At 60.5% G+C, this 14,832-nt stretch carries 12 protein-coding genes and 1 pseudogene; 7 read left to right on the top strand and 6 right to left on the bottom strand.

Annotated elements, in window-relative coordinates:
• Positions 1-7: 7 nt before the first annotated feature.
• Both FFS64_RS23930 and FFS64_RS23925 read left to right on the top strand, forming a co-directional pair.
• The gene (locus tag FFS64_RS23930) at positions 8-1,033 is read left to right on the top strand and encodes a putative 2-aminoethylphosphonate ABC transporter substrate-binding protein (protein ID WP_095196333.1); all 1,026 of its coding nucleotides are present in this window, start codon (positions 8-10) and stop codon (positions 1,031-1,033) included.
• Between the two features lie 136 nt (positions 1,034-1,169).
• A complete protein-coding gene (locus FFS64_RS23925; protein ID WP_137807389.1) occupies positions 1,170-1,727 on the top strand; it encodes a phosphonate degradation HD-domain oxygenase in 558 nt (185 codons plus the stop codon).
• A 52-nt stretch (positions 1,728-1,779) separates the two neighbouring features.
• Here the strand turns inward: FFS64_RS23925 and FFS64_RS23920 are convergent, their stop codons facing one another.
• Both FFS64_RS23920 and FFS64_RS23915 read right to left on the bottom strand, forming a co-directional pair.
• A complete protein-coding gene (locus FFS64_RS23920; RefSeq protein ID WP_137807388.1) occupies positions 1,780-3,156 on the bottom strand; it encodes a GTPase/DUF3482 domain-containing protein in 1,377 nt (458 codons plus the stop codon).
• A complete protein-coding gene (locus tag FFS64_RS23915) occupies positions 3,149-4,519 on the bottom strand; it encodes a DUF2868 domain-containing protein (RefSeq protein WP_137807387.1) in 1,371 nt (456 codons plus the stop codon). Before FFS64_RS23915 ends, FFS64_RS23920 begins: the two co-directional genes overlap by 8 nt.
• Before the next feature lie 85 nt (positions 4,520-4,604).
• Here FFS64_RS23915 and FFS64_RS23910 point away from each other — a divergent pair, with 85 nt between their 5' ends.
• Positions 4,605-5,117, top strand: coding sequence for a dihydrofolate reductase (locus FFS64_RS23910; RefSeq protein ID WP_137807386.1), 513 nt, complete (start codon positions 4,605-4,607; stop codon positions 5,115-5,117).
• A gap of 122 nt (positions 5,118-5,239) precedes the next feature.
• Here FFS64_RS23910 and FFS64_RS23905 read toward each other — a convergent pair whose 3' ends face one another.
• Entirely contained in the window at positions 5,240-6,631 is a 1,392-nt protein-coding gene (locus FFS64_RS23905; protein WP_137807385.1) for an L-cystine transporter, read from the bottom strand.
• Positions 6,632-6,870: 239 nt separating this feature from the next.
• On the opposite strand from FFS64_RS23905, the gene FFS64_RS23900 reads away from it, so the two are divergent.
• Entirely contained in the window at positions 6,871-7,926 is a 1,056-nt protein-coding gene (locus FFS64_RS23900; RefSeq protein WP_137807384.1) for a haloacid dehalogenase-like hydrolase, read from the top strand.
• 186 nt (positions 7,927-8,112) lie between these two features.
• On the opposite strand, the gene ilvD is transcribed toward FFS64_RS23900, so the two are convergent.
• The 3 genes from ilvD to FFS64_RS23885 form a co-directional block, all read right to left on the bottom strand.
• Positions 8,113-9,954 (bottom strand): dihydroxy-acid dehydratase, encoded by a 1,842-nt coding sequence (ilvD, locus tag FFS64_RS23895; protein WP_137807383.1) that lies wholly within the window; start codon positions 9,952-9,954, stop codon positions 8,113-8,115.
• A gap of 258 nt (positions 9,955-10,212) precedes the next feature.
• Positions 10,213-11,412, bottom strand: a complete 1,200-nt coding sequence (locus FFS64_RS23890) for an MFS transporter (protein ID WP_137807382.1) — start codon at positions 11,410-11,412, stop codon at positions 10,213-10,215.
• Positions 11,413-11,544: 132 nt separating this feature from the next.
• On the bottom strand, positions 11,545-12,741 hold the full coding sequence (locus FFS64_RS23885) for a class I SAM-dependent rRNA methyltransferase (RefSeq protein ID WP_137807381.1): 1,197 nt from the start codon (positions 12,739-12,741) through the stop codon (positions 11,545-11,547).
• A 248-nt stretch (positions 12,742-12,989) separates the two neighbouring features.
• Here FFS64_RS23885 and FFS64_RS23880 point away from each other — a divergent pair, with 248 nt between their 5' ends.
• The 3 genes and pseudogenes from FFS64_RS23880 to FFS64_RS23870 all read left to right on the top strand — a co-directional run.
• Positions 12,990-13,799 carry an HDOD domain-containing protein gene (locus FFS64_RS23880; RefSeq protein WP_171017128.1) on the top strand — a complete coding sequence of 270 codons (810 nt, stop codon included), beginning with the start codon at positions 12,990-12,992 and terminating at the stop codon, positions 13,797-13,799.
• On the top strand, positions 13,792-14,604 hold the full coding sequence (mutM, locus tag FFS64_RS23875; protein ID WP_137807379.1) for a bifunctional DNA-formamidopyrimidine glycosylase/DNA-(apurinic or apyrimidinic site) lyase: 813 nt from the start codon (positions 13,792-13,794) through the stop codon (positions 14,602-14,604). The genes FFS64_RS23880 and mutM overlap by 8 nt, the downstream gene beginning before the upstream one ends.
• Before the next feature lie 53 nt (positions 14,605-14,657).
• Positions 14,658-14,832 (top strand): annotated as a pseudogene (locus tag FFS64_RS23870) (multidrug transporter); the annotation flags it as partial.

Raw genomic sequence — 14,832 nt, 5'->3', positions numbered from 1 at the left:
AAAGATCATGTTCAAGCCTATGGCCCTGGCCGCCGCTGTCCTCACCGCTTTCAGCCTGAACGCCTTTGCGGCGAAAACCGAGTTGACGGTGTACACCGCCCTCGAAGCCGAACAACTGAAGACCTACAAACAAGCGTTCGAAAAGGCCAACCCGGACGTAGAAATCAAATGGGTACGTGATTCCACCGGCATCATCACCGCCAAGCTGCTGGCGGAAAAGGCCCGCCCTCAGGCTGACGCGGTCTGGGGCCTGGCCGCTTCGAGTCTGGCCATCCTCGACCAGCAAGGTATGCTGCAAAGCTATGCGCCGAAGGACCTGGGCAAAATCGGCGGCAACTACCGCGATGCCGCCAACCCGCCGGCGTGGGTCGGCATGGACGTCTGGGCCGCGACCATTTGCTTCAATACCGTCGAAGCCGAAAAGCAAGGCCTGACCAAACCGGTGAGCTGGCAAGACCTGACCAAGCCTGAGTACAAGGGCAAGATCGTCATGCCTAACCCGGCTTCGTCCGGTACCGGTTTCCTCGACGTCAGCGCCTGGTTGCAGACCTTCGGCGAGAAGCAGGGCTGGCAGTACATGGACGACCTGCACCAGAACATCGGCCAGTACGTTCACTCCGGTTCCAAGCCCTGCAAACTGGCGGCGGCGGGTGAATTCCCGATTGGTATTTCCTTCGAGTATCCGGCTGTACAACTGAAGCGCCAGGGCGCGCCGTTGGACATCATCCTGCCGAAAGAAGGGCTGGGCTGGGAGATCGAAGCGACTGCCGTGATCAAAGGCACGCCACATGAAGACGCCGCAAAGAAACTAGCGGATTTCTCGGCCAGTCCTGAGGCGATGGAGTTGTACAAAGAGAACTTCGCCGTGCTCGCCCAACCGGGTATCGCCAAGCCGCAGACCGAATTGCCGGCTGACTATGAGCAGCGTTTGATCAAGAACGACTTTGCCTGGGCGTCGAAGAATCGCGACGAAATCCTGACCGAGTGGCGCAAGCGCTATGACGGCAAGTCCGAGAAGGTGGCCGCTAAGTAAGATCTTCATCGTTTGACAGGGCCTCTTCGCGAGCAGGCTCGCTCCCACAGGGGGATGTGGTCACCTGTGGTAGCGAGCCTGCTCGCGAAAGCGGTCTACCATTCAACGCAAATCCCACTTCATCGAGAGATTTCTGATGAACCACAACGAACAGGTAGTCGCCAAGGTGTTCGCCCTGTACGAACGCTTCGGCGACAGCGATTACATCGGCGAGCCGGTATCGCAGATCGAGCACATGTCCCAGGCCGCGCAGTGTGCGATGGCCGAAGGCTTCGATGACGAAGTGGTGCTCGCCGCGTTTTTCCACGACATCGGGCATATCTGCGCCGAAGGCGCCGAGAACATGGGCGGTTTTGGGGTGGTCAGCCATGAACGGCTGGGCGCCGATTACCTGCGCAGCGCTGGCTTCAGCGAGCGCATGGCGCGTTTGGTGGAGTATCACGTTCAGGCCAAGCGCTACCTGACGCTCAGGGAGCCGGGTTACTACGACCGTTTGAGCGAAGCCAGCCGCCGCACGCTGGAGTATCAGGGCGGGGTGATGACCGACGCCGAAGCCGATGCCTTCGAGCAGGATCCCTTGTGCGAAGTGAGTCTGCGCATGCGTCAGTGGGATGAACTGGCCAAGGAGATGCATGTGCCGGTGATTGATCTTGGTCTTCTGAAGGAAAAGGCGTTGCGGCTGTTGGCGGCGTAGAAATGTGAGATCGAGGTGCGGCTATCGCGGGCAAGCCCAGACACCACAATACTTACAACTGCCCCGCCAATTCCTCAACCTGCTCCTGCCGCTCCGCCTGATTCAACTTTGCATGCGCATTGAGCGACGACCACTGCGGATGCGCCCGCGCCTTGTTCAGGGCTTCGGGCAACTTGCCTTCGCGCCAGGATTTGTCCTGGGGCGTGGCCACCTGGATGCTGTCCATTGCCGCATGCCCGCGGGCGTCCAGCGCTTGCAGCAGTTGCCGTTGGCGCAGCGCCAAAAGTCGCAGCACCTGATCATCGACGGTCAGTTCACGCTGGCCTTTGATCTTGCCCAACAGCCGGCTGCCATAACTGCGCGCGGTTTGCAGGGCGCCACCGGCGATGGCACCGGCCAGTGCGGCGGCGCCGAGGGTTATGCCTCCCACCAGCAAGTCGACACCGGCACCGGCGGCCGCGCCGGCCGCGATCCCGCCGCCGACCCGCACGCCCAATTGTTTGAGGGTTTCGGGGTTGAACAGGTCATCGCCCCAACGGCCATCGAGCAGCGGCAAGTCACTGGCCGCCGCGTCTTGTGGGCGGAAGGCATAGAGCTTGAGCAGGGCATCGACGCAACGCTGTTCCCGTTGGCGAACGGTTTTGCGCAGTTCGCCGATGGCTTGCTGTTCCTGTTCGGCATCGCTGACCACGCTACGGCGGCAGGCGGCGCAATCGATCAATAACTCGGCTATCAGACGCGCCGCACTTTGTTGGCGGGCAAGGCGTTGAGCCTGTTGATCGGCAATCAACCGCTCAAGTTGCGGACGAGCATGTTCCAGCAGGAGTGCGAGGCTTTCATAGAGTCGGCGCTCGCCATCCTCCGGCGGCGCGACGCTGTCGAATCGCACCAACGCATGCAGGCCCAGGCGCGCCAGCGCTTCACGCCACGCCGGTTCGCGGTGATTGGCGCTGCTGACGAAATTCAGCACCGGCAGCAGCGGCTTGCCACACCCAGCCAGCACTTCCAGTTCGTCACGGTACTTGGCCAGCACCGGTTCGCGGGCGTCGATCACGTAGAGCCCGGCATCGCAGGTCAGCAGTTGTCGCAGGACTTTGGCTTCCTGTTCGAAACGCTGCCGCGCTTCACTGCCTTCCAGGAATCGCGTCAGTCGCGCCGGGCCGTCGAGGCGTTCACCGGGGCGCTCCAGGCGTTCGAGGTAGTCGAGCAGGGCGATGGCGTCTTCCAGGCCGGGTGTGTCGAACAAGTCGAGCAAGGGTTCGCCGTCCACCGACAAGCGCGCACCCTCGACATGGCGCGTGGTGCTGGGGCGATGGGAGACTTCGCCGAAGCCGACATCGCGGGTCAAAGTGCGCAGCAATGAGGTTTTGCCGACGTTGGTGTGGCCGACCACGGCGAGTTTGAGAGGCCCGCTTCTGACATTAGTCATGACCCGTCTCCAGCCAATTCAGCGGCGCACAATCGGCAAACGGCAGCTCCAACTGTTGCAGTGCTGCATGCCAATCACCAAGGCGGTCGGCATCCAGCGCTTCGCCGGGCGGCGCTTGCAGCAGCCATATGCGAGTGGCGCTGGCGCTGCGGGCCAGCTCGGCGATCAGCGCCAGGCTGCCGCGATCCGGCGAGCGCCGTGGATCGCACGCGATGGCCAGACGAGCCGGGGGGAAGCGGCTCAGTTGTTCGAGGAGTTTGTGCCGCGATTCACGGCTGTCGAGAATACCGGCGTTGCTCACATTCTTCGGCAATTGCGGCGGCCACGGGCGTTGATCGTCCAGCTCGATGGCCACCAGTAATGCGCCGTCGCTTTGCTGGTCGCTGACACCGCTTTCGACCCGATGCAGTTGCGCAGGCGCTTCATCGCTGATGCCCAGGCGTTCGCTGGTGGGCATCAGGCGTTCACGCAGTTGCGCATAACCGGGCAGGTTCAAATCCAGCTGCAACTGTGCCTGGCCGGCTTTCCAGCGCCAGAGGCAAAACACTGCCAGCAGCAATCGCGGTATAACGCCAAAGACCAGCAGCACACCGACCAGCCAGGCGGCCCAGGCCTGGCGGGCGCTTTCGATGTTCAGTGCGGCATCGCCACTGGCGCGGATCATTTCCACGGTCGGCACGCTGAAACCGAGTAGCGCCGGCAGGGCGCCGAGGCCTTGGATCATGGTGATAAAGGTATCCGCACCGAGGATGGTGGTTTCCCAGACAAAGCCGTAGCGCCGGGTGGCCATCAATGTCAGCAGCATCACCAGCGCACTGAGCATCGCCAGCAACCACACGCCGTTGACCAGCACGCCGATTGCCCAGCGATTGAGTTTCTGTCGTTGCAGCAGCAAGAGCAGGGCAGGCGCCAATTGTGCGGCCTTGGCGTCGCGGGCGAGCTTTTCGCTGAGCCATAACCACAGACGTCCAAGGCTGGCGCCGTGTTCGCCGGCAAACACCAGACCTATCGCCCAGCTCAGCAGCAGAATCAGATTGATCCCGAGCAGACTGCCCAAAGCCCAGAACACATTCACCGGCGTCTGGCCGTCACCCAGTGCAGCAAATGCCAGGCCGGCGCCGCTGACCACGGCCAGCACCGCCAGTACGATCAACGCTAGTCGTGCCCCTTGTAGCCAGTGCTTGAGCGCGTCGCCCAAGCCATCCCGTTCGGCCAGCCACAGGGCCCGGCGTTGAATGCGTGTCGGCAGGTCGCCGCCCGCGCTGCGGGCCAGTCGATTGGCTTCCAGGTCTTCCAGGGGACCCGCGTGTTCTTCACGCAGGCGGATGGTTTCTGTCAGCCAGAGGTTATTCAGTTCAGTCACGCGGCATCCCGTCGCTTAATTGAGCTGTGAGCATAACCGCTGTGGCGCTTATCGGGGAAAGCGAGGCTCTGGTATCCTCGCCGGCATGACTAAATCACTCCCCTTAAGCCTGATCGCAGCCCTCGGTGAAAACCGTGTGATCGGCATCGACAACAGCATGCCCTGGCACTTGCCGGGGGACTTCAAATACTTCAAGGCCACCACCCTGGGCAAGCCGATCATCATGGGCCGCAAGACCTGGGATTCCCTCGGTCGTCCGTTGCCTGGGCGCTTGAACATCGTAGTCAGCCGTCAGACGGATCTGGTGCTGGAAGGCGCGGAGGTTTATCCGTCGCTGGAAGCCGCCGTGGTTCGCGCCGAGCAATGGGCGAAAGAGCAGGGTGTCGATGAGCTGATGCTGATTGGCGGGGCGCAGTTGTATGCGCAGGGGTTGGCGCAGGCTGATCGGTTGTATTTGACGCGCGTGGCGTTGAGCCCGGAAGGGGATGCTTGGTTTCCGGAGTTTGATTTGAAACAGTGGAAATTGGTTTCCAACATCGAAAATCCGGCAGTAGATGACAAACCGGCGTACAACTTCGAAGTCTGGGAAAAAGCCTAAAAGCATCGCCAGCAGGCTGGCTCCCACAGTGGGTTTGAGGTGAAACACAGATTGTGTGAACACCCAAAATCCCTGTGGGAGCCAGCCTGCTGGCGATGAGGCCAGATCAGACGCTAAAGAATTTAAGCGTGCGCCAACGCCGAATGCTCATCCGCCTCCAGCAACGCTTTATCCGTCTGCTGCATCACCTGGCTGGCAACCGCACCGGCCGTGATCGAACCACTGACGTTCAACGCCGTACGCCCCATATCAATCAACGGCTCGACCGAAATCAGCAACGCCACCAATGAAACCGGCAAGCCCATCGCCGGCAGCACGATCAGCGCGGCAAAGGTCGCACCACCACCCACCCCGGCCACACCGGCCGAACTCAGCGTGACAATCGCCACCAGCGTCGCGATCCACAGCGGGTCCAGCGGATTGATGCCCACGGTCGGCGCCACCATCACTGCCAACATCGCCGGGTACAGACCGGCACAGCCATTCTGGCCAATGGTCGCGCCGAACGATGCGGCGAAGCTGGCGACGGACTGCGGAATACCCAAACGGCTGGTCTGCGCTTCAATGCTCAACGGGATCGTCGCCGCGCTCGACCGGCTGGTGAAAGCAAACGTCAGCACCGGCCAGATCTTGCGGAAGAAGCGCAGCGGATTGATCCCCGCAGCCGACACCAGCAGGCCATGGACGACAAACATCAGGCCAAGGCCGATGTAGGAAACCACCACGAAACTGCCGAGCTTGATGATGTCCTGCAGGTTGGAACCAGCGACGACTTTGGTCATCAGCGCCAGGACGCCGTATGGGGTCAGCTTCATCACCAGACGCACCAGACGCATCACCCAGGCTTGCAGGGTGTCGATGGCGTTGATCACTTTCTGACCCTTTTCCACGTCATCCTTGAGCAGTTGCAGAGCCGCGACGCCGAGGAAGGCGGCGAAGATCACCACGCTGATGATCGACGTCGGTTTGGCCCGCGCCAGATCGGCGAATGGGTTTTGCGGAATGAACGACAGCAGCAATTGCGGCACATTCAGGTCTGCGACCTTGCCCACATAGTCAGTCTGAATGGTTTGCAGACGCGCCATTTCCTGGGTGCCGGCCACCAGGCCTTCGGCGGTCAGGCCGAACAGGTTGGTCAGGCCGATGCCGATCAGCGCCGCGATGGCCGTGGTGAACAGCAACGTGCCGATGGTCAGGAAGCTGATCTTGCCCAGCGACGAGGCGTTGTGCAGACGTGCCACGGCACTGAGGATCGAGGCGAACACCAGCGGGATGACGATCATTTGCAGCAGCTGCACATAACCGTTACCCACCAGATCGAACCAGCCGATCGAGGCTTTCAGCACCGGATTGCCGGTGCCGTAAACAGTGTGCAGCGACACACCGAACACCACGCCCAGCACCAGTGCGAGCAGGACCTTTTTTGCCAGGCTAAATGTAGTCTGGCGGGTTTGCGCCAGGACGAAGAGCAAAGCGAGGAACACCAGCAAGTTGAGAATCAGCGGCAGATTCATTGGAACTCCCATTAGACATATGCCAACTGCCTTCCGGGGCAGCTGCGAACCGGCAAGCCTAACAGCTTGATTTCCAATGAATTAATATCGAAAACGTCTTGAAACTGTCGTTTTTGGAATAAGCGTGTGTCGCTTTTGGGAATACGGCTGGCGCGATAGGCACGTTGGCGGTCGCTGACGGACGAGGACTGTCACACTTATTTGTTAGCGTCGATGTCTTTCACTCAGGGAGAAAGTCGATGAAGTTAGCACCGAAATTACTGGCTGCAGCTCTTTGCCTGGGCCTTGCCGGCCAGGTACTCGCCACGGATCTGAAACACTGGCCTGCCGATCAGGCCAAGGCGCTGGACGCGATGATCGCCGCCAACGCCAACAAAGGTAACTACGCGGTGTTCGACATGGACAACACCAGTTACCGCTACGACCTCGAAGAGTCGTTGCTGCCGTTCATGGAGAACAAGGGCCTGATCACCCGCGACAAACTCGACCCCTCCCTGAAACTGATGCCGTTCAAGGACACCGCCGACCACAAGGAAAGCCTGTTCAGCTACTACTACCGCCTCTGCGAACTCGACGACATGGTTTGCTATCCATGGGTCGCCCAGGTGTTTTCCGGCTTCACGCTCAAGGAACTCAAGGGCTATGTCGATGAGTTGATGGCTTCCGGTAAACCGGTGCCGGCCACGTACTACGAAGGCGATGTGGTCAAGAAGCTCGACGTCAACCCGCCGAAAATCTTCACTGGCCAGCAAGAGCTGTACAACAAGCTGATGGAGAACGGCATCGAGGTCTACGTGATGACCGCCGCCTCCGAAGAACTGGTGCGCATGGTCGCGGCCGATCCGAAGTACGGCTACAACGTCAAACCGCAGAACGTGATCGGCGTGTCATTGCTGCTCAAGGACCAAAAGACTGGCGAACTGACCACCGCGCGCAAGCAGATCACCGCCGGCAAGTATGACGAGAAGGCCAACCTCGGCCTGGAACTGACCCCGTACCTGTGGACTCCGGCGACCTGGATGGCCGGCAAGCATGCCGCGATCCTGACCTACATCGATGAATGGAAAAAACCGGTCCTCGTCGGCGGCGACACCCCGACCAGTGACGGCTACATGCTGTTCCACGGTGTCGACGTGGCCAAGGGTGGCATCCACCTGTGGGTCAACCGCAAGGACAAGTACATGACCCAGATCAACGGCATGATGGCCAAGAACGCCGCGGCCCAGGCCAAGGAAGGGCTGGCGGTGACGGCGGACAAGAACTGGGTGATCGTTACGCCGCAAGAGATTCAATAAAGACCGCGGCGCTCCCACAGGGGGCTTGGGTGTTCACACGACCTGTGTTTCACCCGAGACCTTGTGGGAGCAGGCTTGCCCGCGATGGCGGCGTCACATTCAAAGGAATATCCATTGCCGACCCGGCTTCATTAGCAAAAAAATACCCCGCACTTGGCGGGGTATTTTTTGTTCAACAGTTAAGCATCAAAGCCCGTCAAGCATCGCCTTGTTACGCACCGCACCCTTGTCGGCACTGGTCGCCAGCAGCGCGTAGGCTTTCAGGGCAGTGGTCACTTTACGTGGACGCACTTCCACCGGTTTCCAGCCTTTCTTGTCCTGCTCGACGCGGCGCGCGGCCAGTTCTTCGTCGCTGATCAACAGGTTGATCGAGCGATTCGGAATGTCGATCAGCACTTTGTCGCCGTCCTGCACCAGGCCAATCGCGCCACCGGCAGCGGCTTCAGGCGAAGCGTGGCCGATGGACAGGCCCGAGGTGCCGCCGGAGAAACGACCGTCGGTGAGCAGGGCGCAGGCTTTGCCCAGGCCTTTGGATTTCAGGTACGAAGTCGGGTAGAGCATTTCCTGCATGCCCGGGCCGCCTTTCGGGCCTTCGTAGCGAATGATGACGATGTCGCCTTCTTTCACTTCGTCGGCGAGGATCCCGCGTACGGCACTGTCCTGGCTTTCGAAGATCTTCGCGTTGCCTTCGAACACGTGGATCGACTCGTCGACGCCGGCGGTTTTCACCACGCAACCGTCCAGGGCGATGTTGCCGTACAGCACGGCCAGGCCGCCTTCTTTCGAATAGGCGTGCTCGACACTGCGGATGCAGCCGTTTTCACGGTCGTCGTCCAGGGTTTCCCAACGGGTCGACTGGCTGAACGCGGTTTGCGTCGGGATGCCCGCGGGACCGGCCTTGAAGAAGTGATGCACCGCTTCGTCGTCGGTCTGGGTGATGTCCCACTTGGCGATGGCTTCTTCCATGCTGCGGCTGTGCACGGTCGGCAACTGGGTGTGCAGCAGGCCGCCACGGGCCAGGGAGCCGAGGATGCTGAAGATCCCGCCGGCACGGTGCACGTCTTCCATGTGGTACTTCTGGATGTTCGGCGCGACCTTGCACAGTTGCGGCACGTTGCGCGAAAGGCGGTCGATGTCGCGCAGGTCGAAATCGATCTCGGCTTCCTGGGCGGCGGCCAGCAAGTGCAGGATGGTGTTGGTGGAACCGCCCATGGCGATGTCCAGGGTCATGGCGTTTTCGAACGCTTGGAAGTTGGCGATATTGCGCGGCAGTACCGACTGATCGTTCTCGCCGTAGTAACGCTTGCACAGCTCGACGATGGTGCGGCCGGCCTGCAGGAACAGCTGCTCGCGGTCGCTGTGGGTGGCCAGGGTCGAACCGTTGCCCGGCAAGGCCAGGCCCAAGGCTTCGACCAGGCAGTTCATCGAGTTGGCGGTGAACATACCGGAACACGAACCGCAGGTCGGGCAGGCGCTGCGCTCGTACTCGGCAACCTTCTCGTCAGAAGCGCTGGAGTCGGCGGCGATCACCATGGCATCGACCAGGTCGAGACCGTGGCTGGCCAGTTTGGTCTTGCCGGCTTCCATCGGGCCGCCGGATACGAAGATCACCGGGATGTTCAGGCGCAGGGCGGCCATCAGCATGCCAGGGGTGATCTTGTCGCAGTTGGAGATGCAGACGATGGCGTCGGCGCAGTGGGCGTTGACCATGTACTCGACGGAGTCGGCGATGATCTCGCGGCTTGGCAGCGAATAGAGCATGCCGTCGTGGCCCATGGCGATGCCGTCATCGACCGCGATGGTGTTGAATTCTTTTGCCACACCGCCGGCGCGTTCGATTTCGCGGGCGACCAGTTGGCCCAGGTCCTTGAGGTGGACGTGGCCCGGTACGAACTGGGTGAAGGAGTTGGCAATGGCGATGATCGGCTTTTTGAAGTCGTCATCTTTCATCCCCGTGGCGCGCCACAGTGCGCGGGCACCGGCCATGTTGCGACCGTGGGTGGATGTTTTCGAACGGTAATCAGGCATGAAGCACTCCGGGCGGCTAATCAGGTATCAAAAGGGAAGTGAGCTTCTAGTGACGTCTGGAGTACTCGGAAATGGCCGTGTGTCCATAGGTTGCCGATAACTTTGCGGGATCGCCGCGCGCTTCAGCTTGAGCTCATAAACCCGCCGGGGATGACTGGCGATGAATGTTCGCGATTCTACACGGCTGGCGGCTGGAGGGAATGCCGGGAAGTGCTGATCCAGTGTTGACGAAGCGTGCGGGATGACGACTGGCAGGTATCAGCTCATTTTCGCCGCCAGACTCCGCTGCATGATCAATGTGTTCAAGCCAAGACCCGCTGCGCTCAAGATAAGGAAACACAAGGCCAGCGCGGTAGTCAGGTTCTCTGAGGCGAAATTGATCACGGCGCTAATCACACCTCCGCACATGAAGATCATTAGGCCGCCGACCGAGGAGGACGTACCGCCATCATGTGGATAGAGGGTCATGGCTTTGGAGTTGGCGATAGGCCTGGCAATGGTGGTGCCGGCCGTACAAATGAGCATGGGAATCAGCACCGCAGCGGCAGTGAGACCGAATTGATTCGCCAGCCACAGCATGACCAGCCCCGACAGTGCGATCAGCCCCAGGCCGACAATAATCTGCGTATTGGCCTGCAGACGCCGATGCAGCGCGCTGGCGACTATCCCGCCGAACACATAAGCCACGCCATACAGCAACAATGCCCAGGCGAATTCGTATGATGAGAGCCCCAGACGCTCCATGAAAATGATGGGCGAGATGACGATGAATGAAAAATGACAGGCAAAAGCCAGGGCCGAAATCAGCCAGTAACCCATGAAGCTAAAATCGGAACACAACCGCCAGTAGGCACTGAAAAAGCCGCCGGACGACATATTGCGACTGCGCGGAGTTTCCTTGAGCAGGGCACTCGCCCTTATCCAGACAATGGCCGCCAACGCCATAAAGACATAAAAGCTGCCTTGCCAGCCCAGATGCATTTGCAGCCAGGTGCCAAGTAGCGGCGATATGGAAATGAACACCCCGCTGCCGGTCGTCATCCAGATCCTGATTCGCTCCTGTTCCCTGCCGACGAACAAATCCTGAATCAGCGCCTGTGACAACGCAAAGGATCCGCACCCCACTGCCTGGATGACCCGAAAGAACAGAAACCAGCTGTATTCGCTGGAAACCAGGCAGCCCGCGGCGCCAATCGCAGCGATGGCGATACCGCCGAGCAGCAGTCTCTTGCGTCCCCACAGGTCGGAAAACGGTCCGATCAGCAGCACGGACAACGCCAGGCCAATGGCAAATAAACTGACGGACAGGGCAATGTCGGACGGTGAGGTCTGGTAGTAGTCAGAGAGAGCGGGAAAGGAAGGAAGTACGACGTCCAGCGGAAAAACGCCCAGTAGCGTCATGGTCATCAACAGCAGGATGAGCGACGATTTTTTCGCGGCGTGCGTGGAAGGGTTCATCAACAACGCTCTCGATCCGTGAGGGGGGGTCGAGAGTCGACTTGATGAACAGGGAAGTCAATGCAGCAAGTGTGGGACTGTTCTGAATCTGTTGCGGGAACGAGCTGACTCGCTCCCGCAATTAGATAGCGGTTAGCTGTTAGGCAACAGCCGGCAAGTAATGCTCTTGATGTAACGCGTTTCAGCAATCGCCGGGTGCACCGGATGGTCCGGGCCCTGGCCGCCGCGCTCCAGCATCTGGATGTTGCGATCCAGGTGGCGGGCGCTGGTCAGCAGGATATTTTGTAGGTCGTCTTCCGGCAGGTGCATCGAGCAGGAGGCGCTGAACAGGATGCCGTCCTTGGTCAGCAGGCGCATGGCTTGCTCGTTCAGGCGACGGTAGGCGCCTTCGCCGTTTTTCATGTCTTTCTTGCGTTTGATGAACGCCGGCGGGTCGGCCACGATCACGTCGAAACGTTCTTCGCTGGCTTTGAGCTCTTTCAGGGCTTCGAACACGTCGCCTTCGATGCAGGTCATCTTTTCGGCAAAACCGTTTAGCGCGGCGTTGCGCTCGACGCCGTCGAGGGCGAAGGCCGATGCGTCGACGCAGAACACTTCGCTGGCGCCGAACGCCGCCGCTTGCACGCCCCAGCCGCCGATGTAGCTGTACAGATCCAGTACGCGCTTGCCCTTGGCATACGGTGCAAGGCGTGCGCGGTTCATGCGGTGGTCGTAGAACCAGCCGGTTTTCTGGCCTTGAATGACCGGTGCTTCGAACTTCACGCCGTTCTCTTCCAGCGCCACCCATTCCGGCACCAGGCCGAACACGGTTTCGACGTAGCGGTTCAGGCCTTCGGCGTCACGGGCGGCGGAGTCGTTCTTGAACAGAATGCCGCTCGGCTTGAGTACTTGGGTCAGCGCCGCGATCACGTCGTCCTTGTGGGCTTCCATGGTCGCCGAGGCGATCTGCACCACCAGAATGTCGCCGAAACGGTCGACCACCAGGCCCGGCAGCAGGTCGGAATCGCCGTAGACCAGGCGGTAGAACGGCTTGTCGAACAGGCGATCGCGCAGCGACAGGGCCACGTTCAGGCGATGCACCAGCAGCGACTTGTCCAGCGGCAGCTTGATGTCGCGCGACAGCAGGCGGGCGCAGATCAGGTTGTTCGGGCTCATGGCCACGATGCCCAGCGGCTTGCCGCCGGCGGCTTCGAGGATCGCCTGATCGCCGGCCTTGAAACCGTGCAAAGGGGTCGCCGCTACATCGATTTCGTTGCTATAGACCCACAAATGACCGTTGCGCAGACGGCGGTCGGCGTTGGCTTTGAGGCGCAGGCTAGGCAGGGACATGACGTCGCTCCGGAAAAAAGAGCGGGAGTATAGCGTGTTGCAGCCTGTGGCGGGATTGATGGGCGATGAAACGCTGATGGCCCCTGCTCGCGAAAGCGGTTTCAAATGGATGAAAGCTCCTGCGATGTACTCACCGGCATGTCGGATCCGATTTTTAGAAGCTAGAATCTGCGCCTGGCCCAGAGTGTGTACCTATGTCCCAAGAGTTGACTCCCGAACAAATCCAGCAATCCCTGCAAGGCATCAGCGTGCCGGCCCAACCGCAGATCATGGTGGATCTGCAGATGGAGCAGTACATGCCCGACCCGGATCTGGACGTGATCGCGAAGCTGATTTCCCAGGACCCGGGTCTCTCCGGAGCCTTGCTGAAAATCGTCAACTCGCCGTATTACGGTTTGACCAACAAGATCGCCTCGATCCAGCGCGCGGTGAATCTGCTGGGCAGCCGCTCGATCATCAACCTGATCAACGCGCAGTCGATCAAGGGTGAGATGAACGACGAAACCATCGTCACCTTGAACCGTTTCTGGGACACCGCGCAGGACGTCGCGATGACTTGCCTGACCCTGGCCAAGCGCATCGGGGTCCAGGCCGGCGACGAAGCGTACGCCCTGGGTCTGTTCCACGACTGTGGCGTGCCGCTGATGCTCCAGCGTTTTCCCGAATACATGACGGTGCTGGAACAGGCCTACGCCAACGCCGGTCCCGATTGCCGGGTGGTGGACACCGAGAACCAGGCGTTCAACACCAACCACGCGGTGGTTGGCTATTACACGGCCAAATCCTGGCGCCTGCCGGACCACGTCACGGCCGCGATCGCCAATCACCACAATGCCCTGGCGATCTTCAGCGATGAGTCGTCGCGCAACAGCTCGCTGAAGAACCTGCTGGCGATCCTGAAGATGGCCGAACACATTTGTGCGTCCTACCGGGTGCTGGGCAACCAGACCGAAGACCATGAATGGAACAGCATCGCGCATCTGGTGCTCGATTACGTCGGCCTCTCGGATTACGATTTCGAGACCCTCAAACAGACGATCCGCGACCTCCATGCCTGAACTGCCAGAAGTCGAAACCACCCGCCGTGGCATTGCCCCGCACCTGGAAGGACAGCGCGTCAGCCGGGTGATCGTGCGCGACCGCCGTCTGCGCTGGCCGATTCCCGAAGATCTTGATGTGCGCCTGTCCGGCCAGCGCATCGTGCTGGTGGAGCGGCGGGCCAAGTACCTGCTGATCAATGCTGAAGTCGGCACCTTGATCAGCCATTTGGGCATGTCGGGGAATTTGCGTCTGGTGGAAGTCGGCCTGCCCGCGGCCAAGCACGAGCATGTGGACATCGAACTGGAGTCGGGCCTGGCCTTGCGATACACAGACCCACGCCGGTTTGGCGCGATGCTCTGGAGTCTCGACCCGCTCAATCATGAACTGTTGATTCGCCTGGGGCCGGAGCCGCTGACCGACCTGTTCGACGGTGACCGTTTGTTCCAGCTGTCTCGCGGGCGTTCGATGGCGGTCAAACCGTTCATCATGGACAACGCGGTGGTGGTCGGCGTCGGCAATATCTACGCGACCGAAGCGCTGTTCGCCGCTGGTATTGACCCGCGGCGGGAGGCCAAGAGCATTTCCCGAACTCGATATCTGAAGTTGGCGATCGAAATCAAACGCATCCTGGCCGCCGCCATCGAGCGCGGCGGTACCACGCTGCGGGACTTTATCGGGGGGGACGGTCAGCCGGGCTACTTCCAGCAGGAGCTGTTCGTGTACGGCCGGGGTGCCGAGCACTGCAAAGTCTGTGGCACGCAATTGCGCGAAGTGAAGCTCGGGCAGCGCGCCAGCGTCTTTTGCCCGCGCTGCCAGAGCTGAAACGCCGACGTTCTATAGTCAGTGTTCTGACTGTTTAGCCGAAGGACCGTGTCATGAAGCTGCTTCAAACCCTTGTCGTCGCGATGCTGTTGAGCGTCGGCACTTCAGCCGTCGCCAACAGCGGCAGCGGTGATCCGCGGTACACCATCCAGAACCCGCCTGCGTACGCCATGATCGGCGATCTGCTGATTGCCCGGCCCTTGCTGGTCGTGGCGACGGTAATGGGGG

Origin of the sequence: Pseudomonas sp. G(2018) (assembly GCF_005502415.1) — a bacterium.
Lineage (GTDB): Bacteria > Pseudomonadota > Gammaproteobacteria > Pseudomonadales > Pseudomonadaceae > Aquipseudomonas.
This window is presented reverse-complemented; position numbering and strand designations above follow the sequence as displayed.

Excerpts from the sequence above, each read along its gene's own strand:
- FFS64_RS23930 (WP_095196333.1), top strand. The coding sequence starts at position 8 with ATGTTCAAGCCTATGGCCCTGGCCGCCGCTGTCCTCACCGCTTTCAGC.
- FFS64_RS23925 (WP_137807389.1), top strand. The coding sequence starts at position 1,170 with ATGAACCACAACGAACAGGTAGTCGCCAAGGTGTTCGCCCTGTACGAA.
- FFS64_RS23920 (WP_137807388.1), bottom strand. The coding sequence starts at position 3,156 with ATGACTAATGTCAGAAGCGGGCCTCTCAAACTCGCCGTGGTCGGCCAC.
- FFS64_RS23910 (WP_137807386.1), top strand. The coding sequence starts at position 4,605 with ATGACTAAATCACTCCCCTTAAGCCTGATCGCAGCCCTCGGTGAAAAC.
- FFS64_RS23905 (WP_137807385.1), bottom strand. The coding sequence starts at position 6,631 with ATGAATCTGCCGCTGATTCTCAACTTGCTGGTGTTCCTCGCTTTGCTC.
- FFS64_RS23900 (WP_137807384.1), top strand. The coding sequence starts at position 6,871 with ATGAAGTTAGCACCGAAATTACTGGCTGCAGCTCTTTGCCTGGGCCTT.
- ilvD (WP_137807383.1), bottom strand. The coding sequence starts at position 9,954 with ATGCCTGATTACCGTTCGAAAACATCCACCCACGGTCGCAACATGGCC.
- FFS64_RS23890 (WP_137807382.1), bottom strand. The coding sequence starts at position 11,412 with ATGAACCCTTCCACGCACGCCGCGAAAAAATCGTCGCTCATCCTGCTG.
- FFS64_RS23885 (WP_137807381.1), bottom strand. The coding sequence starts at position 12,741 with ATGTCCCTGCCTAGCCTGCGCCTCAAAGCCAACGCCGACCGCCGTCTG.
- mutM (WP_137807379.1), top strand. The coding sequence starts at position 13,792 with ATGCCTGAACTGCCAGAAGTCGAAACCACCCGCCGTGGCATTGCCCCG.